Raw genomic sequence first — 22,816 nt, 5'->3', positions numbered from 1 at the left:
TATCAACCATAACTTTATGGCAAATCATACCAATACTACTTTCTTCTTTTCGTCTTCTGAATAAGGGAACACATCCATAATAGTAGTCTCGGATAATGAAGCAATAGTATAATCAGCCAAGGTTCCCTCCATGCCTTTTTCTACAACCTTCAGCGCTTCTTTTATATCAGATGCCTGAGCTAGCATTTGTACTGCTGTTTTCTTTTCCGTTCCACTTTTTTCATCCAAACTAATGAACATTACTTTAGCTTTAAAAAAACGATCGCCATTATCATTAAAGAATAATTCAGACAATTTAGCTCTTTTAATATCTGCGATTGTAAACTCTCCCGATATATAAGGTTTTATTTCTTCAATTATACGGGCTTCCGCCTCTGTGAAAGATAGTGCATCTACTAAATATGGTTCAGTTACTTTCTTTTGCATACCATTTTCCAGTACTTTTTCGTAACTGACTTTGCATTCAAACCAATTATGCATATAGTCTAGGTTATTGTTTTAATCTATAATTTATTGATACAAATATAAACAATTTAATTCATTATATCTATCAATTGATAAAAGTTCTCTATTGCTCAATCAGGAGATTCTTCTATCACAAAAAAAAGAAAATAAAGAACAAATCTATGTATATTTAAGCTATAAAAATCTATATTTCTCAAAAAATATTTAGCCTCATCTTTTTTATTATTATTCAACTTATGAGATAGTGATAATAACACAAAGGCAGGATATTTTAAAATAATAAATTAATATATATGTTAGAATAAAGAGAGCCTTCTGTCTCAAAAAAAGCCTGCAATTATACTGCAGGCTTTCGTTTATTATTTAAATAATTTCTATATTATTCTCTGTCTTGATATTTATAATCGTTCAGCAGTTCTTGAAGACGTTTACGAGCAAAGAAAATACGACTCTTAACCGTACCTATTGGCAAACCTAGTTGTTGAGCAATTTCTTCATATTTATAACCCGACACGTGCATTGTAAAAGGAACTTTATATTCGTCGGCAAAACTATTTATCACTTTTACTATTTCAGATACTGTATATGCGCCTTCCGGTGTATCAAAACCTGAATCTTGAGGTAAATTTAAATGATATAAATTTTCAGTTTGATCTATCATAGTCTGACTGCGAACTACACGACGATAGTTATTCACAAAAATATTATGCATGATAGTAAAAACCCAACCTTTGAAGTTTACGTTTTCATAATATTTCTCTTTGTTGTCTAAAGCACGTAAAGTTGTTTCTTGCAACAAATCTTTCGCCTCTTCTCTATTGGATGTTAGAGTAAGTGCAAAGTTCAACATATTATTCTGCAAGTCTATTAACCTGTCTTCAAATCCTTTATAAGTGTTATTTAGTGTTGTCATTTTTTTGTAATTTTTAGTCGGCTAATGCAAATTAAGTAATCTTGTATGGCTTTTTAAGCCAAAATATAGTAAAACAACGCTTTGTTTTATAATCTCTTTTCATTAATTCTTAAAACAAATATACTCTTTTTTTTCATCAACCAGAAAAAACTTTATAAAAATATACTTTTTTTCAGAAAAACAAGCAAAGACAAAATATATAATCGACTGATAGTATGCATTCTCAAATATTATTTGAATATTAATATAAGTTATAAATTATTTCTATAAACTTCATTAATTAATCAAAATAAGTCTAACATACTACGACAAATTGTCACTCAGATACTCTTTGGCATTTATTTTGTCTTAACAATACATAATTAACAAATATAACTGGTAAAATATTATACAACATGGAAAAAACTGGTAAAATTGGGGTTACGACCGAAAACATTTTCCCTATCATCAAAAAATTCTTATATAGTGATCATGAAATATTTCTTCGTGAATTAGTGTCTAATGCCGTAGATGCTACTCAAAAATTAAAGACGTACGCATCTTTAGGAGAATTCAAAGGAGAAATGGGCAGTTTGTCGGTAAGTGTATCTATTGACAAAGATAAAGGTACTCTTACAATCTCAGATAAAGGTATTGGGATGACCGATGAAGAAATAGACAAGTACATAAATCAAATAGCATTTTCTTCAGCAAATGAGTTCCTCGATAAATACAAGAAAGACGCTAATTCTATTATTGGACATTTTGGATTAGGTTTTTATTCATCTTTCATGGTATCCAAGAAAGTAGAAATCATCACTAAGTCTTTCAAAGAAAATGCCCAAGCTGTAAAATGGAGTTGCGACGGATCGCCTGAATTTACGCTAGAAGCGGTAGAAAAAGCAGAACGAGGCACTGACATTATTTTATATATAGATGATGAGAATAAAAACTTCCTAGAAAAAGCAGAAGTAGACAAACTATTAAAAAAATACTGTCGTTTCTTACCTATCCCGGTAGTATTTGGGAAGAAAACAGAGTGGAAAGACGGTAAATCGGTAGAGACAGAAGAAGACAATGTTATAAATGATACAAATCCGCTATGGACACGCAAACCTGCTGATTTGAAAGATGAAGATTATAAGAAATTCTACCAAGACTTGTATCCTTTCTCTGACGAACCGATGTTCTGGATACATCTAAACGTTGATTATCCGTTCAAGCTGACAGGAATATTATATTTCCCTCAAGTTAAGAGCAATATAGACCTCAATCGCAACAAGATACAATTATATAGCAATCAAGTATTTGTTACCGATTCTGTAGAAGGTATAGTTCCCGAATTCCTGACATTGATGCATGGGGTTTTGGATTCACCGGACATTCCTCTTAACGTTTCTCGCTCTTATCTGCAAAGTGATCAGAATGTAAAAAAGATATCCAATCATATTACTAAAAAGGTTGCAGACAGGCTGGAAGAAATATTCAAAAATGACCGTAGTCAATTCGAAGACAAATGGGATAGTCTCAAGCTCTTTGTTGAGTATGGCATGCTTACCGACGAGAAATTCTACGACCGTGCTCAAAAGTTCTGTTTATTGAAGAACGTTGACGGTAAAGCATTCACTTTTGAAGAATATAAAACACTTATATCTTCAGATCAAACAGATAAGGATGGCAATCTGATTTATCTATACACCAGCAACAAAGAAGAGCAGTTCTCTTACATAAACACAGCGAAAGACAAAGGCTATGATGTAATTTTATTTGACGGTCAATTAGACGTACACATGGCGGGACTGCTTGAACAGAAATTTGAGAAGAGTCGTTTCGTTCGAGTAGACAGCGACACAGTGGACAATTTGATCTTGAAAGAAGACAGTAAAGAGATCAATCTAACTGATAAACAAAAAGAAGAGTTGAATGAAGCCTTTACTTCTCAACTACCAAAGATTGATAAAACCGAATTCACTGTCGACTACAAATCATTGGACGAAAAGGCACAACCAATACAAATAACTCAGAATGAGTTTATGCGCCGTATGAAGGAAATGTCTGCCATGCAGTCGGGTATGGGATTTTATGGTGAAATGCCTAACAATTACAATCTTGTGTTAAACATCGAGCATCCATTAATCAAAAAGATAATGACAGATATAGATAACAAAGATAAAGAGGCGGTAAGTGCCTATGCTAATGAGAATAAAAATATTCGTCAATTGATAGATTTAGCGCTACTGTCAAACGGTATGCTAAAAGGTGAAGCTTTGAGCAACTTCATCAAGAGAAATATGGAAAATATATAATCTCCAGAATATATTAAATTAAACAGGTAATGGCGGAGCTTAATGTCACTAAAAACAGAAGACATTTTGCTCCGTTTATTATAAAAATTTTTCAAGCTAAAGCTTACTTCCGCCCAAAATCTGCGGGAATCTCACCCCATTCATCAGTCTTCCATTTAAGGATTGTAGTTGTATAAGTATTTGTTTTAAGCCAGTTCTCAGCACGTTCTATCATGTAAAAAAGAGATTCATTCTCGGGAATCCGTTCCAACTTGGTCTTACATTTCTTTTCTTTTACCCACTTTATTGCATTTACACTATCTGAATAAATGGGAATAGAAAAACCTTTCTGCTTCAACAAAGCCAAGCCGTGTACCAAAGCAAGAAACTCTCCAATATTATTTGTTCCTTGTTCAAATGGTCCTTGTTTGAAGACCTCCTCACCAGTCTTCACATATACTCCCCTATACTCCATCAAGCCGGGATTGCCACTACAGGCGGCATCGACAGAAAGGCTATCTTTTATAATCTCGGGAATATTATGTATTGAAACCTGCTTCTTTTTTTCAGCATTCTTACCTACATACAACCAAGGACTTTCATTGTAAGCTTTCTCAGCCTCTAGTTTCGATGGAAATGATTTATAAATAGCACCATCATAACCTTCTACCTGAGCTTTACATTCTGCCCATGAAGAGTAGACACCGGTCTTTACTCCATTCCACACCACATAAAAATTCTTCTTCGCCACCTTATTCCAACAGTATATATCACAAAAATATCCGTAAGCTGTACTTACAGATATTCTACATCTTTTATTACTCTAATTACTTTTCGTTAAAAAAATCAGAAGCCTTTTTTCGTGCCTTATCTGCAAACTCATCAACCTTATCTACAAATTTTTCAGTATAACTTTGCGTATGCTTCGACACGTCTTCAAATAAATCTTTAGCCTTAGTTAAAAAATCTTCTGTTTTTCCTTTAAAGAATTTATCCCAGTCTATATCAAGACCTTCCTTATCCATATAATCTTTAACTACAGAAACAGCTTTAACGGCCTGTTCGTATGTAAGCCCAACCTCATCTTGCAGTTTTTTTATCAAGTTTTCCATGATTATAATTTTTGATGGTTTTTATTTATAGAAAACAACAATTAGATAGACAAAGTTCAGACGATAAAACACATACCAATAGGCTAGAATCTGAATCCGAACGAAACAAAAAAGTTTCGATTTCTTAATTCAGGGCCAATATATGCAATATTGTATAGTCCATATTCATACCCTATGTTTATTGTATATATATCATACACCAGACCAACTTTGGCATTCAAACCATAATCGAATCTTCGCCATCGCTCAGGAGTAAAAGATTCAAATTCGACCTCAGGAACCGTTGTAATAACAGGCTTCCCAATATTATCGGATATGACGGTAACACTACTCGTTGTGCCTGTTCCTTTATATCCATAAGCCAGATAAAGTCCTCCATTAATATTAAATGCCCATGACTTTGTGAAATACAATTCATACCCTAAATTAAACGGCATCTGTATATAGTTGCCTGTAGCATTATAATATTCGTCATACGTAGTTACAGAAATATCACCATTTCTTTCTACTGTATGGATATGTCTTTTCAGCCCTTTCTTTGTTACAAACAATCCTGATTGGAGCTGCATATTACTCCAAAATTTATAATTTACATTGAATCCGATATGAACTCCTACTTTAGCTTGCTTATATGTATTTTCATTCTTAATATCCATTCCGGCGAGGTTCAACCCTACATGAATATCCGAAGTGATACGCTTTTTAGGATACTGAGCATTTATAGTGCCAATACTGCAAACAAATAAAGATATAAGTAAAGATATTTTTAAGATTGTTTTCATAAAGTTAGTATAGCTAATGCAAAGTTAAGAGAATTAATCATATATTAAAGTAAACAAACTTCTTTCATCAAAAATTTCGTTACTCACAGCAAGTATTTGTTCTGCCGTCACAGCTTCTATTTTTTGAGCAGTTTCTGCTAATGTATTGAAGTGGTTATGATGCAAAAAATTCTTCCCTAGAGCTAAAGCCAGATTCTCATGATTATCTCCCATCACTCCTATTTGTCCGATAAGTTGCTTCTTGGCTGTGCTTAGTTGACTTGATGTAAGCTTCTCTTTTCTTAATCTATTTAATTCTTTATGCACCAAACTGATACACTTATCTACATTTCTCTTATCACAGCCAAAATAAATTGAAGTTATCCCCGTATCAGTATATGATGTGATCGACGAGTCTACGTTATATACATAGCCTCTTTTCTCTCGTAATGAGATATTCAAACGGCTATTCATTCCCGGACCACCCAAAAGGTTATTCAAAAGATTTAAGACTCTTCTATTGGGGTCACACAATGAATATGAACGTCCGCCAATCAGAGCATGTGCCTGCGAAGTATCTTTATCCTCCCTCTTATTTACTGACGAGATGTCAACTGGCTTTATCCGTTGTATATCTGATTTTATATCAGGAATAGCCGACAAATATTTCTCGGCATAATAAACAATCTTCTTAAAGTCTGTTCTTCCAAGTGAAAAAAACACCATATTGGAAGGATTATAGAATTTGTTCACAAAACCCTTAGCCATCTGCCCATCAAAGTTCTGCAACAGCTCGGCACTTCCTAATATATTATGCCCTATCTGGGACTGATCAAAAACAAGGTTTTCGAATTCATCAAAGATCAGTTCTGATGGACTATCTTTATACGAATGTATTTCGTCTATAATAACCTCTACTTCTTTTTCAATTTCCGATTGGGGAAAATTCGAATGAAAAGTAATGTCAGAAAGTAACTCTATCGCACGACTAAAGTGTTGCTCAAGAAAGACTGAGTAAACAACCGTTTCTTCTTTATTAGTAAATGCATTGAGCTCTCCACCCACATTTTCCATACGGTTGATAATATGATACGCCCGTCTTTTGTCCGTGCCTTTAAACAGCATATGCTCTACAAAGTGAGCCATACCGTACTGATCGGGAGCTTCATCGCGTGTACCTGCATTGACTATAAAACCACAATAAGAAACGTTACTTTCAATTGGTTTGTGCACAATACGAAGTCCGTTGGATAATGTATGAGTGAGATAATTTATCATTTCTTCATGTAAAACGCCCTTTCTTCAGGGCTTAATTTTTCTATTGAGTAACGCAACATCGTACGAGGCATCTCTTTACTATAACGATCAAGAAAATCAGTTAATTGCATTTTATCTCTCTTACCTACCTCTCTTAGCATCCACCCGATAGCTTTATGCATCAGATCATGCTTATGATATAATAATCGTCGGGATAAATCTAAAATATCTTGATAATCGTTTCGACGGATAAATGCGAATGTGGCAATAATAGCAATACGTTGATCCCACAACAGAGAGCTGTCCGCTAATTGATACAAAACTGATCTGTCTTTATCTACAAGGTACTCTCCAACAATATCTTTTGCACTGAGATCTACCAAGTCCCAGTTATTGATACGATGTGTATGAGCCAAATAAAAATCTACAATCTCTTGTTTCTTAGTCTCGTCCTTTGTCTTTTTAAATAACTCTACGAGAATAAGCAAAGCACACAGGCGACACTCATGATATTCATTATTGAGAAGTTTTGCTACCTCTGTAAAAGGAATATCTTTATATTTCTTAGCTACTTTTCGAGTATCAGGAACAACAACTCCCAGAAACTTGTCACCTTCTCCATATTGACCTTTCCCTGTTTTGAAAAAGTACGGAAGAAATTCCCGCTTTTCAGGAGTTGAATAGGCATTTAGCTCTTCTTGTATCTGTTTAGCTATCATTATATTCTCTATAAAAGGTGACAAAAGTGACAGATTTCAGGCTATTTTCATTTGTCACTTTTCAAAGTTCATAAAAATAGCCTTCGATGTACAATAAGATAAATATTGATGCTTTAGATAAAGAGAAAACGGCTTATTTCAGTTTCCACTCGGCACCATCCTTGCCATCTTTGATTTCAAATCCGGCTTTAGCCAATTCGTTGCGAATCTGATCTGAAGTAGCCCAATCTTTATTTTCTTTTGCTTTTTGGCGAATTTCAAGCAATAAATCTACAGCTTTTCCAAATGCTTCATTATTGCCACTATTTGCACCTATTGCATCATTACGGATACCAAGTATGCCAAACAAAAAGATATCAAATACTTCTTTAAGTTCATTTATATCTTCCTGATTCAATGTTATATTACCGGCACTAGCAGAATTGATTGTTGTTCCGGCTTCACAAAGATGCGCAATTACGATTGCCGAATTCAAATCATCATTTAATGCCTCATAGCACTTGTTCCTAATATTTTTCACATCTACAGAAGATGTAGCTGAAACAGGAATTTTCTCTATACGTGCGTATGCATCATAAAGTCGTTCGAGGCTCTTTTCTGCAGCTTGCAAGGCTTCGTTACTGAAATCTACTGTACTACGATAATGCGCCTGCAAAATAAAGAAACGAATTGTCATAGGGCTATACGCCTGTACCAGCATTTTATGAGTGCCCGTAAAGAACTCATCCAGTGTAATGAAGTTTCCTAAGGACTTGCCCATTTTCTGCCCGCCGATAGTTATCATATTGTTATGCATCCAGTATCTTACTACCTGATGCTTTTCCATTGCCGTATTCTGAGCTATCTCGCATTCGTGATGAGGGAACATAAGATCGAGCCCACCACCATGTATATCAAATTCTCGGCCAAGATATTTTATACTCATAGTCGAACATTCGATGTGCCACCCGGGAAAACCATCACTCCAAGGCGAAGGCCAACGCATAATATGTTCGGGTGCAGCTTTTTTCCACAGAGCAAAATCAACTCTACTTCTCTTCTCTTCCTGACCATCGAGCTCACGTGTCGTATTTAGCATTTCTTCGATATTGCGATGAGAAAGAATACCATAATCGTAATCCTTATTATATTTCTCTACATCGAAATAAACCGAGCCATTACTTTCATATGCATATCCGGCTTTCAATATACCTTTGATTGCCTCTATCTGCTCTATGATATGCCCCGAAGCATGAGGCTCTATAGATGGAGACAGTACGTTCAAAGCATTCATTGCCTTATGGTAGCGATTTACATAATACTGAACAACTTCCATTGGTTCCAACTGCTCCAAACGTGCTTTTTTGGCTATTTTATCTTCGCCCTCATCGGCATCATTCTCTAAATGTCCCACATCTGTGATATTACGCACATAACGCACCTTATAACCTAAATGTGTGAGATAACGAAATAGTATATCAAATGTTATAGCAGGACGGGCATGTCCGAGATGGCCATCTCCGTATACGGTTGGTCCACAAACATACATCCCCACATGCGGTGCATGAAGCGGTTCGAATACTTCCTTTTTTCGTGTCAGAGTATTGTAAACCAATAATTTTTGTTCCATAAACAGTCTGTAATTTTTTTAGCAATACAAAAGTAAGAAAATTATATAGAAGTAAGGAGGTTACACTCCGAATATTAAGTGTGTAACCAAACCTATGTATTATTAAATATTTAGAGATTATAGGTTTCTTTATTCCTGTTACCGAAAACTCAATTTATATTCCATTGCTTGATTCCAACTGAAATTGCTCCGGTATAGTATCCATAATTTCAAAAAGTTCATCAACCGACTCTGTTCGCAACATCGCCACTCTTACTTTCTTAAAATCGGGCAATCCTTTAAATAATGAGCTTGCAGCCAAATGACGCCGACTGTGAATAATTCCGCCACGTTCCCCTGAATGAGCAACATTTTTGCGGATCATCTCTTTTAGAACATTCAAGTACCATCCAAACTCTTTCTTCGGAAGTGTTTCACCTGTTCTCAAATAATGCTTCACCTCTTCAAATATCCACGGACTACCGATACTCCCCCGCCCTATCATTACGGCATCCACTCCTGTCTCGTCGAAACGGCGTTTGCAGATCTCAGGGCTGGTTACATCACCATTACCTACTATCGGAATATGTATACGAGGGTTATTTTTCACATCGCGAATCAACTCCCAATCGGCCTCTCCTGTGTACATCTGTGAGCGTGTGCGTCCATGTATCGTCAAGGCTTGTATTCCTACATCTTGCAATTGCTCTGCCAACTCCACAATAATCTTCGAATCATGATCCCAACCTAAACGAGTTTTTACCGTTACAGGGATTTTTACGGCTTTTACCACTGCAGCCGTTATTTCAACCATCAGTTCGGGGGTTTTCATCATACCCGAACCGGCACCCTTGCCTGCTACTTTCTTTACCGGACATCCAAAGTTTATATCCAAAATATTCGGGTTGGCATCTTCACAGATTTTTGCAGCTTCCACCATTGCATCTACTTCTCGCCCGTATATTTGTATAGCCACAGGACGCTCTTCTTCACTGATGGTGAGCTTGGCCTGAGTCTTATTCACATGACGAATAAGTGCATCGCTGGATACAAACTCGGTATATACCATATCTGCTCCAAACTGCTTGCACATAAGACGAAATCCCATATCTGTTACATCTTCCATAGGAGCAAGAAAGACAGGGTTTTCGGAGAATTTTATATTGCCTATTTTCATTATATTATAGTGTAGATTCTTATAGATATTTATTAAATATCGGGCACAAAGATAAGTATCTTTTATCAGAAGATAAAAAGATGGAATTGATCTTAACTATATTATAAACGCTGAGAAAATGAATATAAAAAGAATACAGAGAACAGAGACGAAGCATCAATCTGTTTTTGTAGCACGCAACATCTCTCTTTTTCCGGGAGGTCCGGGAAGTCTTTCAGTTTTGTAACCTGCTTGTTGTAGCATTCTACGCACAACACCTTTAGCACAATAAGTAACTAATATTCCACTCTGGGCAGTAATAGAATACAGTGAATCAAAGATTGATTGCGTCCACATTTCGGGCTGCTTATCGGGAGCAAATGCATCGAAGTAAATGAGATCGAAAGAAGATTTTAATGAGGAGAAATCAAACTTGGTAAAATCACATTCTATCTTCGACAAATAAAACTCAGGTAAAATTTGAACTTCCCTATTCCAATCAGCATCATGCAGCTTATTATATAATATCTTGGCTTGCTCTGAGTGTTTTTCCGAATAATTCAACTCCTCAATAATTGATTTAGGCAAAGGATATAGTTCCAACCCAGTGTAATGAATATTTTTTTCGGTATTGGTTACATCCAATGCTGTCAGAAAAGCATTTAAGCCTGTACCAAAACCAATTTCAAGAATATTGACTCTCTCTTTTTTGCAATGATGCAATCCTGTGTTAATAAATACGTGGGTTGATTCTTGTATAGCTCCATTTACCGAATGATAGTGTTCATTCAGGTCGGACATGAAAAGAGTGTGAGACCCATCAGCTGTTAATTCTATTTTGGGTTTCACACTCATTCCTTTTTGTGTCTAATTATCACTTTTTTTCAATTAAAGCAACGGCGTATGCGGCAAAACCTTCCTCACGGCCTACAAACCCCATTTTTTCTGAAGTTGTTGCTTTTATCGATATATCGTCTACCGAGATCTCTAAAATCTCAGCCATCACTTTCTGCATCTGAGGTATATGAGGATTTATTTTAGGACGTTCGGCACAGATAGTTGCATCTATATTGCCTATACTATACCCTTTCTCGGTTATCACCTCTAATGTTTTTTTCAATAAGATTTTACTGTCTATATCTTTATACTCCCCGGCTGTATCAGGAAAATGAAAACCTATATCACGTAAATTTGCCGCACCAAGAATAGCGTCGCAAATAGCATGTATAAGCACATCAGCATCGGAGTGCCCTAATAGTCCCTGACTATGTTCTATCTTGATTCCACCTAACCACAAATCTCTATTATCAGCAAGGCGATGCACATCATAGCCAAAACCTACCCTTATCTTCATTATATCAAATAACTTTATCTACGAAACAATAATTACTTAAATAAATTTTTCATTGCATCAATATCAAAACCTAGAGAAAAACGCAATGTTTGGTCTAATGGATTTTGTTGAGCGGTAGCCAACAGATAAGCTACATCCAGTTGGAATGCGCTTAGTTTAAATCCTGCACCAAAAGAAAGATACTGACGATTACCTTTCATCTTATTTTCATGGAAGTAACCGGTACGTAAACGGAACTTGTCATTATAATCATATTCTGCACCAAGCGACCATGCAATCTCTTTCATTTCTTCCGAGAATCCACCGGGAGCATCACCAAATGATTTGAAGATACCCGCTATCGGGTTAATATCTCGATAGTCTGCCATGCGTTTACTGAATTCATCATTGGTTTCTCCTTCTTTTTTAACAGGAGGAGTTGGAACCAAATACTTGTTCAGGTCTGCACTGAATGATATTGTACTCACCTCGTTGATTGGATACATAAGAGAAGCACCTAAACGCAGATTGGTTGGCAAGAACTCGTTTCGAGAATCTCCGTTTGTAGAAATTTTCGTACCAATATTAGAGATATTGAAACCAAAACTTAGCAGACTTTCTGAGCTCCCTGTACGGATATAAGATTCGTTATAACCCGAAATATCTGCCGCAAAAGCATTGCCTACTGAAGTTTCTTCAGAAGCTCCTGTATAATCGGCACGGATATAACGCACAGTTACAGCTCCGGAAAAAGTCTCTGTCAATTTACGGGAATATGCTAAGTCAATAGCCAACTCGTTGGGACTTAATACAACACCATTGAAGTCATTTAAATCCGTGACAACTTTCACATCTCCGATAGAGAAGTAACGGATAGATGCACTTAATGCCTGATTATTTTCATTACCTAATTTATAGTAACCAACACCATAAACTAGTGCTATATCATTAATGATCTTTCTCAACCATGGAGTATATGATATTCCAAAACCTGCCTTACTTGGGCTAAATGCATATTTAGCAGCATTCCAGTGTTGGGAATACACATCCGGTGCTGTAGCCACTCCGGCATCTCCCATCCCACCTGCACGGGCATCAGGAGCTATATTTAATGACGGCATAGCCGTTTGTATCGGATTCACGTCATCTTGTGCATACGCGCCTAATGCAAGTAATGCAAAAATATTTACAAATAAGATTTTTCTCAAAAGACTCTTCATTTATTCTACTATTTAAGTAATTAATTTATTTGCTAAGGTTTAATTATAGTTTGTTCGGATTTCTTATTTAATTATTCAGTATGTATAGATAACAATTTTTTATAATATTTATTGTTATCTAGCATAAATTTAACATTCTAATTTATCAGCAAATAGATATTTCTAACAATTTCTCTCCTTCTATCTCTCCCAATAAATGATTTCCTATTTGAACCCTCCCTACTCCAGCGGGTGTGCCTGTAAAGATTAAATCGCCGGTTTTGAGAGTAAAAAACCGACTGGCGTATGCAATTATTTTATCTATCGGATGTATCATTTCGGTAGTGTTAGCCGATTGCACCGTCTTACCGTCAATAGACAAACTGAAGTTCAAATCATTCATCTGTTTGTCCCATTTACCTTTCGATACAAACTGTCCTACCGCTGCCGAGTTATCAAAGGCTTTGGCTATTTCCCAAGGAAGTCCTTTTTTCTTAAGTTCGGATTGTATATCTCTTGCCGTAAAATCGATACCGAGACTAACTTCTTCGTAATAGCGATGAGCAAATCGTTCTGCTATATTTTTACCCATCTTACTTATCTTAACTACAACCTCAGCCTCGTAGTGTATATCGGCAGAGAAATCGGGAATATAGAAATCTTTCTTATCACCCGAAAGCAAAGATGTATCGGGTTTCATAAAAAGAACAGGATCATCGTCGCTATTCGATAATGCCCTGTTCATTTCTTTATTATGTGATTGATAATTTTGCCCTACGCAAATAATCTTCATCTTTTTGCTGTATAAAAAATATACAACAAAGATACACAAGTTTTTATTTCTTTTTATGAATTCCGCCAAACATTTGCCTCAAGCGCATTGTAATTACACCGATTACACCTTCAGCAAAAATACCGGAGCTCATTTTTGAAGTACCCAACATCCGATTAACAAAAATAATAGATACTTCTTTTATATTAAATTTCAGACAATGTGCCGTATACTTCATTTCCACTTGGAAAGCATATCCTTTGAAGCGAATATTGTCCAAATCTATAGTTTCAAGAACTGCACGTCGATAACAAACAAATCCGGCTGTAGAGTCATGTACCTTCATGCCCGTAATAAAACGCACATATCTGGAAGCAAAATAAGACATCAAAACCCTGCCCATAGGCCAGTTTACAACGTTTACGCCACTACAATAGCGTGAGCCTACCGCCAGATCGGCTCCTTGATTAACACATGCCTCATACAAGCGGAGAAGATCGTTCGGATTGTGAGAAAAATCAGCATCCATCTCATACACATACTCATAACTGCTCCCCAAAGCCCATTTAAACCCTGCGATATACGCAGTTCCAAGACCAAGTTTACCAGCTCTTTCCACAAGATGCAACCTTTCGGGAAACTCTGTTTGAAGCCTCTTTACAATAGAAGCGGTTCCATCAGGAGACCCATCGTCAATAACCAGAATATCGAACTCTTTAGGTAAATTGAACACTGCCCTTGTAATGGCCTCTATATTCTCCTTTTCGTTATAAGTCGGGATGATAACTATTGAATCTGACATTTCCTACAATATATTAAGTTACAAATGTAGCATTTTAAGTATTGATAAATAAAAATTTGCCCGACAAAAAAAACTAAAATATTACGATATCCATTTCGCTAAAAGAACTTTTTCAATGAGATTAAAAAAAATTAATACCTCTTTATGGAATTTCAGAGACTTTAATATCTATTAAGTAGAAAAAGACAAGATTAAGTAACAATTTAAAACATACAGTTATGAAAAACGCAGTAAACCTAAACTCAACAGAATGGTGTGACATCGTTTTTGAAGGAAGAAACAAATCATACGGAGCATTCGCTTTAAGGCAATCTTCTTGGAAACGACACATTCTCGCTTTTGCTATCATCTTAGTTTTTGTAGGTTTTGTAACAGCCCTACCATTAATCATCAGTACTGTAAAAGCTGCAACAGGGACACGGGCTGAAAATATGACAGGAGAGTACAAAATGGCTATTCTCGATCAGCCATTAAACAAAGTGGATGAGATTGAAAAACCACCAATTCCTGAACCACCTAAATTTATACAAATGACGAAGTTTGTTCCACCAACAATTGTAGATGACACTAAAGTCAATAATGAAGAACAGATGGTGACAATGGAAGAGGTAGCAAAAGGCAAAGACGCCATTGGAAAACACAAGGTAGAAAACGGTTCTACTGACCCTGATGCAATCCGAAAGGACATTGAGACCATAATGACACCAACAGATAAGGGAGGAACAGAAAAGAAACCCGAGACATTTATTGCAGTAGAAATCATGCCTCAGTTCCCTGGAGGTGAGTCCGAAATGTATAAATTTATCTCTAATAATTTAAAATATCCTGTCGTAGACCAAGAAATAGGAACACAGGGACGTGTTATAGTAAGATTCGTTGTTAGCAAAACCGGTGAAATATCCAACTTGGAATTATTAAAAGGAATCAGTCCGACATGCGACAAGGAAGCAATGAGAGTTATAAAAAGTATGCCAAAATGGATTCCTGGGAAGCAAAGCGGAAATCCGGTTCAGGTATATTTCACAATTCCGATTGTATTCAAACTGAAACAATAGAAGTACTCTGCCCAAGAAGGCTGTATAGAGTTTTTACCTTATCCTATATTGATTTCTCTTCGATCAGGATGACAAAAGACAAGAAAAACTCTATAACAGCCTTCTTATTGTTTCTCGGTAAGGTATTTCCAAAAACGTTTTGGCATGTGCTGGCGATGCAGTTTTGGATTTATACGTTCTTTTATGGTCATCGACTTAAAATAACCTTTCCACAATTCTTGAAATAACTTTTCATCTTCGGCCATCAACTTTTCATCCAATTTTCCTCCCAGCAAATGCTCATCATTATCAAGTGTGATCTCTACCATTGTATTCAGATCATAGTAATACCCATATTTTCTTTTCATATCATAGATAACCCATTTTTGATCCGAAAAGCGATCTTTGAAATGACCAATAGCCAAAGGAAGAGCATTATATCGGGGAAATACAGGTGCAAAGAATATATCGTCAGCCGCTTTTTGAAAACGCACAAACTGTTTCAGATAAAGCTCTTCGTGAGATACCTTTCTGGCTAATTGGCTCATCTGCAAAACATCGCTATCTGCAAAATTCGTTTCTATAGAGATTTTATTATCAAGCGCTTTACGGATATAACGAAACATAAGATCGTCACTTCCTTCTTCCTCCGAAAGCCAAACATAGGAAAGCATGTTGCATGCTCCTTTCGACAGTTTATTTTCTAATCCTTTCCAAACCCGAGTAGCTTTGTCTTCTTGCGTAACCACCGTATAGCTATCATCCATAAACATGGGAGCAATATCTCCTTCTGCCAGTAATCTGTCGGGAAATACTTTTCGGCTATATGCATCAAAGATGGCGGTCAATAAGCCTTCGAAAGTTTTATCGTAAAAAAATACTACCATCAGTCGGGGAATATTATAGACAACTGACTATCATCACCTTTTCGCTTTTTAGGTTCTGTAAGGATTTTGCGAACATACTCCGGGGTAGCTTCATTGACAGTATACATGGGTAGTTCGTTGCAAGTAATAAAATATTGCGCTTTCTTCATCACCACTCCAATCTTTTTAAGGTGTGAAGCATTCAACTTTCCATGCCGACGTGAAGTTACAATATACTGTGCCGACTTAACCCCAATACCGGGCACACGAAGAATCACTGCATAGTCAGCTTTGTTAATATCCACCGGAAATATTTCGGGATGACGCAGTGCCCATGCCAATTTCGGGTCAATCTCAAGATCAAGATCAGGATATGCATCGTCCACTATTTCATCAGCTCTATACTGATAGAAACGCATCAGCCAGTCGGCCTGATATAAGCGATTTTCTCTCACCAATGGGGCTTGCTTTAAGGCTGGCAAACGAGTATCATAGCTATTTACCGGAATAAAACCCGAATAGTATACACGCCTCATCTGTGTCTGTTGATAAAGGATAGAAGACACACGCAAGATATCCTTATCCCGCTCATTAGTTGCACCTACTATCATTTGCGTACTCTGTCCGGCAGGAACAAAGCGTGGAGCAGAACGAAACTTTCGCCTGTCTTCTATACTTTGTAGCATTCCCTGCTGAATATAACGCATCGGCTTGTATACACTGCGATGATCTTTTTCAGGAGCCAGCAGTTTCAGATTTACCTCTGTGGGTATTTCCAGATTTACACTCATACGATCGGCATACAATCCGGCTTCACTAATCAGCTCCTGACTAGCACCGGGTATACTTTTCATGTGAATATATCCATTGAATCGTTGTACAGTTCTGAGATTTTTTATGACTCTCACCATACGCTCCATCGTATAGTCTGGGTTGTTAATAACGCCCGAACTAAGAAAAAGTCCTTCGATATAGTTGCGACGATAAAACTCAATTGTAAGATCAACCAATTCTTGGACGGTGAAAGTAGCTCTACGAATATCATTACTCCTACGATTGATACAATATGCACAATCATAAATACAGTAGTTGGTTAGCATAATTTTCAACAATGAAACGCAACGCCCATCTTCTGTAAAACTATGACATATCCCCATACCACCTACAGTATTTCCAAGTCCGCCCGCTTTATTTTTGCGGACAGTACCACTGGAAGAGCAAGAAACGTCATACTTAGCCGACTCTGCCAATACCTTCAGTTTTTCGAGTACATTATCATTCATAGAAATACAAAGAAAAGCATTTTAAAAGAGAGGTTATTATAAAATAATTTAAAATAAGATCTTTTGTTGAAAAATAATTAAAGCACTAATTACTTGCAATTTATAGTCAATAATTTTATTACCATTAAACAAAATGTATCATTAAAGTCGAGTATAAAGGACATACATCAAATTAATGTTTAGGCATACATTTTAAATTATTTTAACCACACAAAAAGAGAAAACACAAAGTGAAACTCGGCGGAAATCCTTATTTTGCATATATTTGTAATATCACATCTAATTAATTATTACAGGCCTGCCGTTATGAAAAAAATATGCACACTGATTGCTTTATGTATATGCTATTCTGTATTATATGCGCAAAATACAGACAAACAAATTTACAAGCATGCAGAACTAGAGACAATCCTCAACAATATCAGAGAAAAACATATCTCTGATAAAAGAGTAAAAGTGTTTGATATAAAAGTAGATGATCACGAAAAGAATCCTACATTATCAGGAGTTACATCCGACATTGCTGCATATAATGAATTAATAAAGCAGTCTGAAAAAATCTATGGAAAAAACTTCACGGATAAGATAAAATTATTACCCGATAAAGATCTAGGAGACAAGACGTATGGTGTGATAACCTTGTCTGTTGCCGATATACGAGTTGAAGGCAAATTCTCGGCCGAAATGGCTACTCAGGCTACCCTCGGAACACCAATCCGAATTTTGCAAAAAGATGGATGGAGTCGCATACAAACTCCTGATGGATACATAGCTTGGACTCAGGAAATAAATTATCACCCGATGACTAAGACTGAATTTGAGAATTGGAACTCAGCTAAAAAAATAATATTTACAGACTATTTTGGGTTTGCATATTCTGCACCTGATACACAAAGTCAGACTGTATCCGATCTAGTCAGTTGCAACATTCTGAAAAAAGAAGGCGAGGTTGGAGATTTTTATAAAGTATCATATCCCGATGGACGGAAGGCATATATACTAAAAAGCCAAAGTAAAAAATATGAAGACTGGCTTGCCGAAATTACAATATCAGGGAACGATTTTGTAAAAAAGGCATACTCCCTGATGGGTATTCCTTATGTATGGGGTGGCACATCGGTAAAGGGTATGGACTGTAGCGGTTTTACCAAAACAATAGCGTTAATGCACGGTATTATTCTGATGAGAGATGCCTCACAACAGGTACATACAGGCATACCGATTGATATAAGTAATGGATATGGAAATTTACAACCCGGAGATTTGATGTTTTTTGGAAAAAAAGCTGAAAAAGATAAAAAAGAACGTATACGTCATGTCGCATTTTATATTGGCAACAATAAATTCATTCATGCATCGGGCTATATCCGCATCAGCAGCCTCAACCCTAAAGACAATGATTATGACGAAGTGAATACAAAAGAATTCATCAGAGCTTCGCGCATAATAGGGGCCATAGATAAAGAAGGATCGGGAATATGGTCTATATCAAACAATTCATTCTATAAGTAATTAACATTGCACTTAATATATCGAATCATGCCACAATCGAGACGTAATTTTCTAAAAACAGCAGCTCTGACAACAATAGGCAGCGGGTTACTCGCCGGTAATCCATTAGCAGCATTTGCTCAAAATAATAAGAAGACTATTTCATTAAATAAGAAAATGAAGTTAAGCTTTAAGCCATACGATCTGCAATTGCGCCATGTATTCACTATTGCTAATTCTTCACGCACAACAACACCTGTTGTACTGACTGAAATTACATACGATGGCATAACTGGCTATGGAGAAGCTTCTCTCCCTCCCTATTTGGGCGAAACTCAAGCTTCGGTAATCGAATTTCTGAAAAAAGTAGACCTCGAACAATTTTCCAGTCCGTTTGAGCTGGATGATATACTCACCTATATCGACAAAATAACAGAGAACAATACTGCAGCTAAGGCTTCCATCGATATAGCATTGCATGATTTGGTAGGCAAAATAATGAATCAGCCCTGGTATAAAATATGGGGATTGGACAAAGAGAAAACACCATCTACAACGTTTACGATTGGTATCGATACGGATGAGGTTGTTAAACAAAAAACCAGAGAGGCTGCACCATTATACAATATACTGAAGGTAAAGCTTGGAAGAGAAAATGACAAGCAGATGATAGAGGCTATACGGACTGTGACCGACAAGCCTATAGCCGTAGATGCCAATCAGGGATGGAAAGATAAACACTATGCATTGGATATGATCAACTGGCTAAAAGAAAAAGGTATCGTCATGATCGAACAGCCAATGCCCAAGTACAATCTGGAAGATGCCGCATGGGTTACAGAAAGAAGCCCGTTGCCTGTATTTGCCGACGAGTCTTTTCAACGTCTCCAAGATGTACTACGGCTAAAAGGAGCTTTCACCGGAGTAAATATCAAGTTAATGAAGTGCACAGGTATGCGTGAGGCATGGAAAATACAAACTGTTGCACGGGCAGCCAACATGAAAGTAATGATAGGCTGTATGACCGAGACGTCTTGTGCCATCTCTGCCGCAACGCAATTATCTCCAGCTGTAGATTGGGCAGATCTGGATGGAAATCTATTGATCAGTAACGACTGCTTCAAAGGGGTAACAGTTATAAATGGTAAGTTACATCTGGATGATAAGCCCGGAATCGGAATAGAGAAAGTCGGGTGATCTAAATAGTTTTTTGATGATGAATTATATTTATTTATCTATCTTTGCATAAATTTAATACATAAGAATACGTGATATTACTAGCTGAAAGCGGCTCTACAAAGACAGAGTGGTGCCTGGTGGACAGAAGTGGAATTGTAGAACATTTCTTGTCCGATGGTATTAATCCTTTTTTCCAAACAAGAAAGGAGATAAGTCGTTCTATTCGGCTACAACTGCCACCGGTCTTCTTTAAGACTAAATTCCATACTATATATTTCTATGGAGCTGGTTGTTCTTCTCTAGAAAAGAAGAATGTAGTAAAAGCTTCACTTGAAGCCCAGTTTAAAACACCATCGATCATCGAAAGTGACCTTTTGGGTTCGGCTCGTTCCCTATTTAAAAACGAAGCCGGTATTGCCTGTATTTTGGGAACCGGCTCTAACTCGTGTTTATATGACGGGGATACTATTATAAAGAATGTAAAACCTTTGGGATATATCCTTGGGGACGAGGGAAGTGGCGCTTCTTTAGGTAAAATATTTCTTGCAGATTGTTTAAAAGGATTAGCTCCTACTGAGCTTATAGAGCCATTCTACAGAAAGTATAAGATTGATCCGGATGAGATCATGGATTATATTTATTCTAAACCATTCCCAAACAAACTCTTATCTGTTTTGTCATTCTTTTTATACGAATATCTCGAACATCCCTATATCAATAATTTAGTCAGAAAGAATCTACGATCTTTCTTTGAAAGGAATATCCTTCAATATGAATATGCGGAATATCCTATACGCTTTGTAGGATCGATAGCAAAAATGTATTCCTTTATCTTAAGAGAAATAGCTCAAGACTTAGGAATATACATTGATGTTATTATTGAAAATCCGATAAAAGGACTGATTGAATATCATAAAGAAAACGGACAGTTAATATAGATAAGGTATCTATATTACTTTTTATCTTCCTTATTAGCCAGAGTGATTCTTACAGCATTCATGCCTTTTTGACCTCGCTCCAATTCGAATGTCACCATATTGCCTTCTTCAACAGGCACTAAAGTGCTGCTTACATGGAAAAAGTATTTTTCTGTACTGCCTGTGTGTTTAATAAAGCCATACCCTTTATCCTGATTAAAGTATTCTACACGACCATTGAGTATAGGATCTTCTACATCTTCTTTCTTGGGTGTTGAAATAGCGATATCTTCTATTTCTATCTCTTGTTTATTCGTCTGAGTGGGAGGTGTACTGGTTATAACGCCATTCTCATCCACATAAGCGATCATATCTTCAAATGAGTCGACAGGAGCATTTCGTCTTTCCTCTCTTCTCTGCTGTTTTTCTTTTCTCTTTTGCTGTTTGTTTTTTTCTATTTCTCTTTTGTTAAATGAATTTGATTTTGCCATTAATTATATATTTATGTTTTTATATTTGTTACGCTGGAATTGATAATTGATTCAACTTCTTCCCTGTTAATTTCTGAATATCATTTAGCATTGCATTCTCTTCCGCCGAACAGAAAGTAAGAGCAGTTCCACTATTACCTGCACGTCCGGTACGACCTATACGATGCACATAAGTTTCGGGAACATCGGGCAAGTCATAATTGATAACCAACTCCAGTTGATCGACATCTATCCCTCTTGCAGCAATATCCGTAGCAATGAGAACACGTGTTTTTTGCGACTTGAAATTATTCAACGCACGTTGACGTGCATTTTGAGATTTGTTGCCATGAATAGCCTCGCTACCTATACCTGCCTTACAAAGAAGACGCGCAATTTTATCGGCACCATGCTTCGTGCGGGAAAAGACTAAAACCGACTGTTTTTTATCTTTTTTCAATAAATTGATTAACAAATCTTTCTTCTCTTGTTTCTCTACAAAATATAGATATTGCTTGATAGTATCTATAACAGATGATGCAGGTGTAACTTCTACCTTAAGAGGATCTCTGAGGATAGAGCGAGACAAAGAAGCAATTGTCGATGGCATAGTAGCTGAGAAAAACAAAGTTTGTTTCTCTTTCGGCAACTTAGGCAGTAGACGTTTAATATCATGAATAAAACCCATATCTAACATACGGTCAGCTTCATCAAGGACGAAATGACGTATAGAGTCCAGATTTATAAAACCCTGATTAATCAAATCCAACAGTCGTCCCGGTGTAGCAACTAATATATCTATGCCTGTCTTCAATTCATCTGTTTGCGCTTTTTGCTTCACTCCTCCATATATAACACAGTGACGAAGTCCTGTATATTGAGTATAGTCATTAAGACTGTCATTTATTTGAATTGCCAGTTCTCGTGTGGGGGTTAATATTAATGCTCTGATTTCTCTTCTTTTACCACTAACTTTATTCAAATAAAGTTGCTGAATGATAGGCAGTGAGAAGGCGGCAGTTTTACCTGTACCTGTTTGTGCCAATCCTAAAACATCTCGATTGGTTAAAGCCGGAATAATAGCTTTTTCTTGTATAGGAGTTGGCGTTGTATATCCTTTTTCTTCCAGAGCCTTTAATATCGGCTCAATAATATTTAATTCTTTAAATGTCATAAATAGTTTAACTGTAATCTACTACAGATTTTATAATTGAATAATGTGTTACGAACACTGT

23 protein-coding genes are annotated in these 22,816 nt (G+C 36.5%); 5 read left to right on the top strand and 18 right to left on the bottom strand.

The window, feature by feature from the left end; genetic code table 11:
- Positions 1-24: 24 nt before the first annotated feature.
- Together B3P17_RS10775 and B3P17_RS10770 are read right to left on the bottom strand one after the other, a co-directional pair.
- Positions 25-480 (bottom strand): DUF4494 domain-containing protein, encoded by a 456-nt coding sequence (locus tag B3P17_RS10775; RefSeq protein ID WP_135104100.1) that lies wholly within the window; start codon positions 478-480, stop codon positions 25-27.
- A gap of 364 nt (positions 481-844) precedes the next feature.
- Positions 845-1,378 (bottom strand): RNA polymerase sigma factor, encoded by a 534-nt coding sequence (locus tag B3P17_RS10770; RefSeq protein WP_006842745.1) that lies wholly within the window; start codon positions 1,376-1,378, stop codon positions 845-847.
- Positions 1,379-1,773: 395 nt separating this feature from the next.
- Between B3P17_RS10770 and htpG the strand changes: the two genes are divergently transcribed.
- Positions 1,774-3,663 (top strand): molecular chaperone HtpG, encoded by a 1,890-nt coding sequence (gene htpG, locus B3P17_RS10765; RefSeq protein WP_252636424.1) that lies wholly within the window; start codon positions 1,774-1,776, stop codon positions 3,661-3,663.
- A gap of 103 nt (positions 3,664-3,766) precedes the next feature.
- Here htpG and B3P17_RS10760 read toward each other — a convergent pair whose 3' ends face one another.
- The 12 genes from B3P17_RS10760 to B3P17_RS10705 all read right to left on the bottom strand — a co-directional run bounded on the left by B3P17_RS10760 (position 3,767) and on the right by B3P17_RS10705 (position 14,341).
- The gene (locus B3P17_RS10760; RefSeq protein ID WP_252636425.1) at positions 3,767-4,393 is read right to left on the bottom strand and encodes a viroplasmin family protein; all 627 of its coding nucleotides are present in this window, start codon (positions 4,391-4,393) and stop codon (positions 3,767-3,769) included.
- A 76-nt stretch (positions 4,394-4,469) separates the two neighbouring features.
- Positions 4,470-4,754: a hypothetical protein gene (locus B3P17_RS10755; protein ID WP_135104098.1), complete on the bottom strand. Its 285-nt coding sequence runs from the start codon at positions 4,752-4,754 to the stop codon at positions 4,470-4,472.
- A gap of 83 nt (positions 4,755-4,837) precedes the next feature.
- The gene (locus B3P17_RS10750) at positions 4,838-5,536 is read right to left on the bottom strand and encodes a porin family protein (protein ID WP_252636426.1); all 699 of its coding nucleotides are present in this window, start codon (positions 5,534-5,536) and stop codon (positions 4,838-4,840) included.
- Positions 5,537-5,569: 33 nt separating this feature from the next.
- Positions 5,570-6,793 carry a M16 family metallopeptidase gene (locus B3P17_RS10745; RefSeq protein ID WP_291105431.1) on the bottom strand — a complete coding sequence of 408 codons (1,224 nt, stop codon included), beginning with the start codon at positions 6,791-6,793 and terminating at the stop codon, positions 5,570-5,572.
- On the bottom strand, positions 6,790-7,491 hold the full coding sequence (locus B3P17_RS10740; RefSeq protein ID WP_252636428.1) for a DNA alkylation repair protein: 702 nt from the start codon (positions 7,489-7,491) through the stop codon (positions 6,790-6,792). Before B3P17_RS10740 ends, B3P17_RS10745 begins: the two co-directional genes overlap by 4 nt.
- Positions 7,492-7,624: 133 nt before the next feature.
- On the bottom strand, positions 7,625-9,100 hold the full coding sequence (cysS, locus tag B3P17_RS10735; RefSeq protein WP_252636429.1) for a cysteine--tRNA ligase: 1,476 nt from the start codon (positions 9,098-9,100) through the stop codon (positions 7,625-7,627).
- A 154-nt stretch (positions 9,101-9,254) separates the two neighbouring features.
- Complete coding sequence (gene dusB / locus B3P17_RS10730) at positions 9,255-10,256, bottom strand: tRNA dihydrouridine synthase DusB (RefSeq protein ID WP_252636430.1); 1,002 nt, start codon at positions 10,254-10,256, stop codon at positions 9,255-9,257.
- 156 nt (positions 10,257-10,412) lie between these two features.
- Entirely contained in the window at positions 10,413-11,090 is a 678-nt protein-coding gene (gene mnmD, locus B3P17_RS10725) for a tRNA (5-methylaminomethyl-2-thiouridine)(34)-methyltransferase MnmD (RefSeq protein ID WP_291105427.1), read from the bottom strand.
- A gap of 19 nt (positions 11,091-11,109) precedes the next feature.
- Positions 11,110-11,589: a 2-C-methyl-D-erythritol 2,4-cyclodiphosphate synthase gene (ispF, locus tag B3P17_RS10720; RefSeq protein ID WP_135104091.1), complete on the bottom strand. Its 480-nt coding sequence runs from the start codon at positions 11,587-11,589 to the stop codon at positions 11,110-11,112.
- 32 nt (positions 11,590-11,621) lie between these two features.
- Positions 11,622-12,788 carry a type IX secretion system outer membrane channel protein PorV gene (gene porV / locus B3P17_RS10715; protein ID WP_006842734.1) on the bottom strand — a complete coding sequence of 389 codons (1,167 nt, stop codon included), beginning with the start codon at positions 12,786-12,788 and terminating at the stop codon, positions 11,622-11,624.
- A gap of 145 nt (positions 12,789-12,933) precedes the next feature.
- The gene (locus B3P17_RS10710; protein ID WP_252636432.1) at positions 12,934-13,560 is read right to left on the bottom strand and encodes a fumarylacetoacetate hydrolase family protein; all 627 of its coding nucleotides are present in this window, start codon (positions 13,558-13,560) and stop codon (positions 12,934-12,936) included.
- Positions 13,561-13,603: 43 nt separating this feature from the next.
- The gene (locus B3P17_RS10705) at positions 13,604-14,341 is read right to left on the bottom strand and encodes a polyprenol monophosphomannose synthase (RefSeq protein ID WP_252636433.1); all 738 of its coding nucleotides are present in this window, start codon (positions 14,339-14,341) and stop codon (positions 13,604-13,606) included.
- A gap of 218 nt (positions 14,342-14,559) precedes the next feature.
- Between B3P17_RS10705 and B3P17_RS10700 the strand changes: the two genes are divergently transcribed.
- Positions 14,560-15,396 (top strand): energy transducer TonB, encoded by an 837-nt coding sequence (locus B3P17_RS10700; protein WP_252636434.1) that lies wholly within the window; start codon positions 14,560-14,562, stop codon positions 15,394-15,396.
- A gap of 104 nt (positions 15,397-15,500) precedes the next feature.
- On the opposite strand, the gene B3P17_RS10695 is transcribed toward B3P17_RS10700, so the two are convergent.
- Positions 15,501-16,262, bottom strand: coding sequence for a TIGR03915 family putative DNA repair protein (locus tag B3P17_RS10695; protein ID WP_252636435.1), 762 nt, complete (start codon positions 16,260-16,262; stop codon positions 15,501-15,503).
- Positions 16,262-17,524, bottom strand: coding sequence for a putative DNA modification/repair radical SAM protein (locus tag B3P17_RS10690; RefSeq protein WP_291105425.1), 1,263 nt, complete (start codon positions 17,522-17,524; stop codon positions 16,262-16,264). Before B3P17_RS10690 ends, B3P17_RS10695 begins: the two co-directional genes overlap by 1 nt.
- 306 nt (positions 17,525-17,830) lie before the next feature.
- Between B3P17_RS10690 and B3P17_RS10685 the strand changes: the two genes are divergently transcribed.
- The 3 genes from B3P17_RS10685 to B3P17_RS10675 all read left to right on the top strand — a co-directional run bounded on the left by B3P17_RS10685 (position 17,831) and on the right by B3P17_RS10675 (position 21,132).
- The gene (locus B3P17_RS10685) at positions 17,831-19,036 is read left to right on the top strand and encodes a C40 family peptidase (RefSeq protein WP_252636437.1); all 1,206 of its coding nucleotides are present in this window, start codon (positions 17,831-17,833) and stop codon (positions 19,034-19,036) included.
- Positions 19,037-19,063: 27 nt separating this feature from the next.
- Complete coding sequence (locus B3P17_RS10680) at positions 19,064-20,212, top strand: dipeptide epimerase (RefSeq protein ID WP_252636438.1); 1,149 nt, start codon at positions 19,064-19,066, stop codon at positions 20,210-20,212.
- A gap of 71 nt (positions 20,213-20,283) precedes the next feature.
- A complete protein-coding gene (locus B3P17_RS10675) occupies positions 20,284-21,132 on the top strand; it encodes a hypothetical protein (RefSeq protein ID WP_252636439.1) in 849 nt (282 codons plus the stop codon).
- A 14-nt stretch (positions 21,133-21,146) separates the two neighbouring features.
- On the opposite strand, the gene B3P17_RS10670 is transcribed toward B3P17_RS10675, so the two are convergent.
- Both B3P17_RS10670 and B3P17_RS10665 read right to left on the bottom strand, forming a co-directional pair.
- The gene (locus B3P17_RS10670) at positions 21,147-21,602 is read right to left on the bottom strand and encodes a cold-shock protein (protein WP_252636440.1); all 456 of its coding nucleotides are present in this window, start codon (positions 21,600-21,602) and stop codon (positions 21,147-21,149) included.
- Between the two features lie 28 nt (positions 21,603-21,630).
- Positions 21,631-22,755, bottom strand: a complete 1,125-nt coding sequence (locus tag B3P17_RS10665) for a DEAD/DEAH box helicase (protein WP_252636441.1) — start codon at positions 22,753-22,755, stop codon at positions 21,631-21,633.
- Positions 22,756-22,816 lie beyond the last annotated feature (61 nt).

Origin of the sequence: Dysgonomonas sp. UBA7630 (genome assembly GCF_002483985.1) — a bacterium.
In the GTDB taxonomy this organism is placed as follows: Bacteria; Bacteroidota; Bacteroidia; order Bacteroidales; family Dysgonomonadaceae; genus Dysgonomonas.
This window is presented reverse-complemented; position numbering and strand designations above follow the sequence as displayed.

Coding starts and splice junctions, on each gene's coding strand:
- B3P17_RS10710 (WP_252636432.1), bottom strand. CDS start 13,560: ATGAAGATTATTTGCGTAGGGCAAAATTATCAATCACATAATAAAGAA.
- cysS (WP_252636429.1), bottom strand. CDS start 9,100: ATGGAACAAAAATTATTGGTTTACAATACTCTGACACGAAAAAAGGAA.
- B3P17_RS10745 (WP_291105431.1), bottom strand. CDS start 6,793: ATGATAAATTATCTCACTCATACATTATCCAACGGACTTCGTATTGTG.
- B3P17_RS10685 (WP_252636437.1), top strand. CDS start 17,831: ATGAAAAAAATATGCACACTGATTGCTTTATGTATATGCTATTCTGTA.
- B3P17_RS10750 (WP_252636426.1), bottom strand. CDS start 5,536: ATGAAAACAATCTTAAAAATATCTTTACTTATATCTTTATTTGTTTGC.
- B3P17_RS10690 (WP_291105425.1), bottom strand. CDS start 17,524: ATGAATGATAATGTACTCGAAAAACTGAAGGTATTGGCAGAGTCGGCT.
- B3P17_RS10705 (WP_252636433.1), bottom strand. CDS start 14,341: ATGTCAGATTCAATAGTTATCATCCCGACTTATAACGAAAAGGAGAAT.
- B3P17_RS10740 (WP_252636428.1), bottom strand. CDS start 7,491: ATGATAGCTAAACAGATACAAGAAGAGCTAAATGCCTATTCAACTCCT.
- B3P17_RS10670 (WP_252636440.1), bottom strand. CDS start 21,602: ATGGCAAAATCAAATTCATTTAACAAAAGAGAAATAGAAAAAAACAAA.
- porV (WP_006842734.1), bottom strand. CDS start 12,788: ATGAAGAGTCTTTTGAGAAAAATCTTATTTGTAAATATTTTTGCATTA.
- B3P17_RS10700 (WP_252636434.1), top strand. CDS start 14,560: ATGAAAAACGCAGTAAACCTAAACTCAACAGAATGGTGTGACATCGTT.
- dusB (WP_252636430.1), bottom strand. CDS start 10,256: ATGAAAATAGGCAATATAAAATTCTCCGAAAACCCTGTCTTTCTTGCT.
- B3P17_RS10770 (WP_006842745.1), bottom strand. CDS start 1,378: ATGACAACACTAAATAACACTTATAAAGGATTTGAAGACAGGTTAATA.
- B3P17_RS10755 (WP_135104098.1), bottom strand. CDS start 4,754: ATGGAAAACTTGATAAAAAAACTGCAAGATGAGGTTGGGCTTACATAC.
- B3P17_RS10680 (WP_252636438.1), top strand. CDS start 19,064: ATGCCACAATCGAGACGTAATTTTCTAAAAACAGCAGCTCTGACAACA.
- B3P17_RS10695 (WP_252636435.1), bottom strand. CDS start 16,262: ATGGTAGTATTTTTTTACGATAAAACTTTCGAAGGCTTATTGACCGCC.
- mnmD (WP_291105427.1), bottom strand. CDS start 11,090: ATGAGTGTGAAACCCAAAATAGAATTAACAGCTGATGGGTCTCACACT.
- ispF (WP_135104091.1), bottom strand. CDS start 11,589: ATGAAGATAAGGGTAGGTTTTGGCTATGATGTGCATCGCCTTGCTGAT.
- htpG (WP_252636424.1), top strand. CDS start 1,774: ATGGAAAAAACTGGTAAAATTGGGGTTACGACCGAAAACATTTTCCCT.
- B3P17_RS10775 (WP_135104100.1), bottom strand. CDS start 480: ATGCATAATTGGTTTGAATGCAAAGTCAGTTACGAAAAAGTACTGGAA.
- B3P17_RS10665 (WP_252636441.1), bottom strand. CDS start 22,755: ATGACATTTAAAGAATTAAATATTATTGAGCCGATATTAAAGGCTCTG.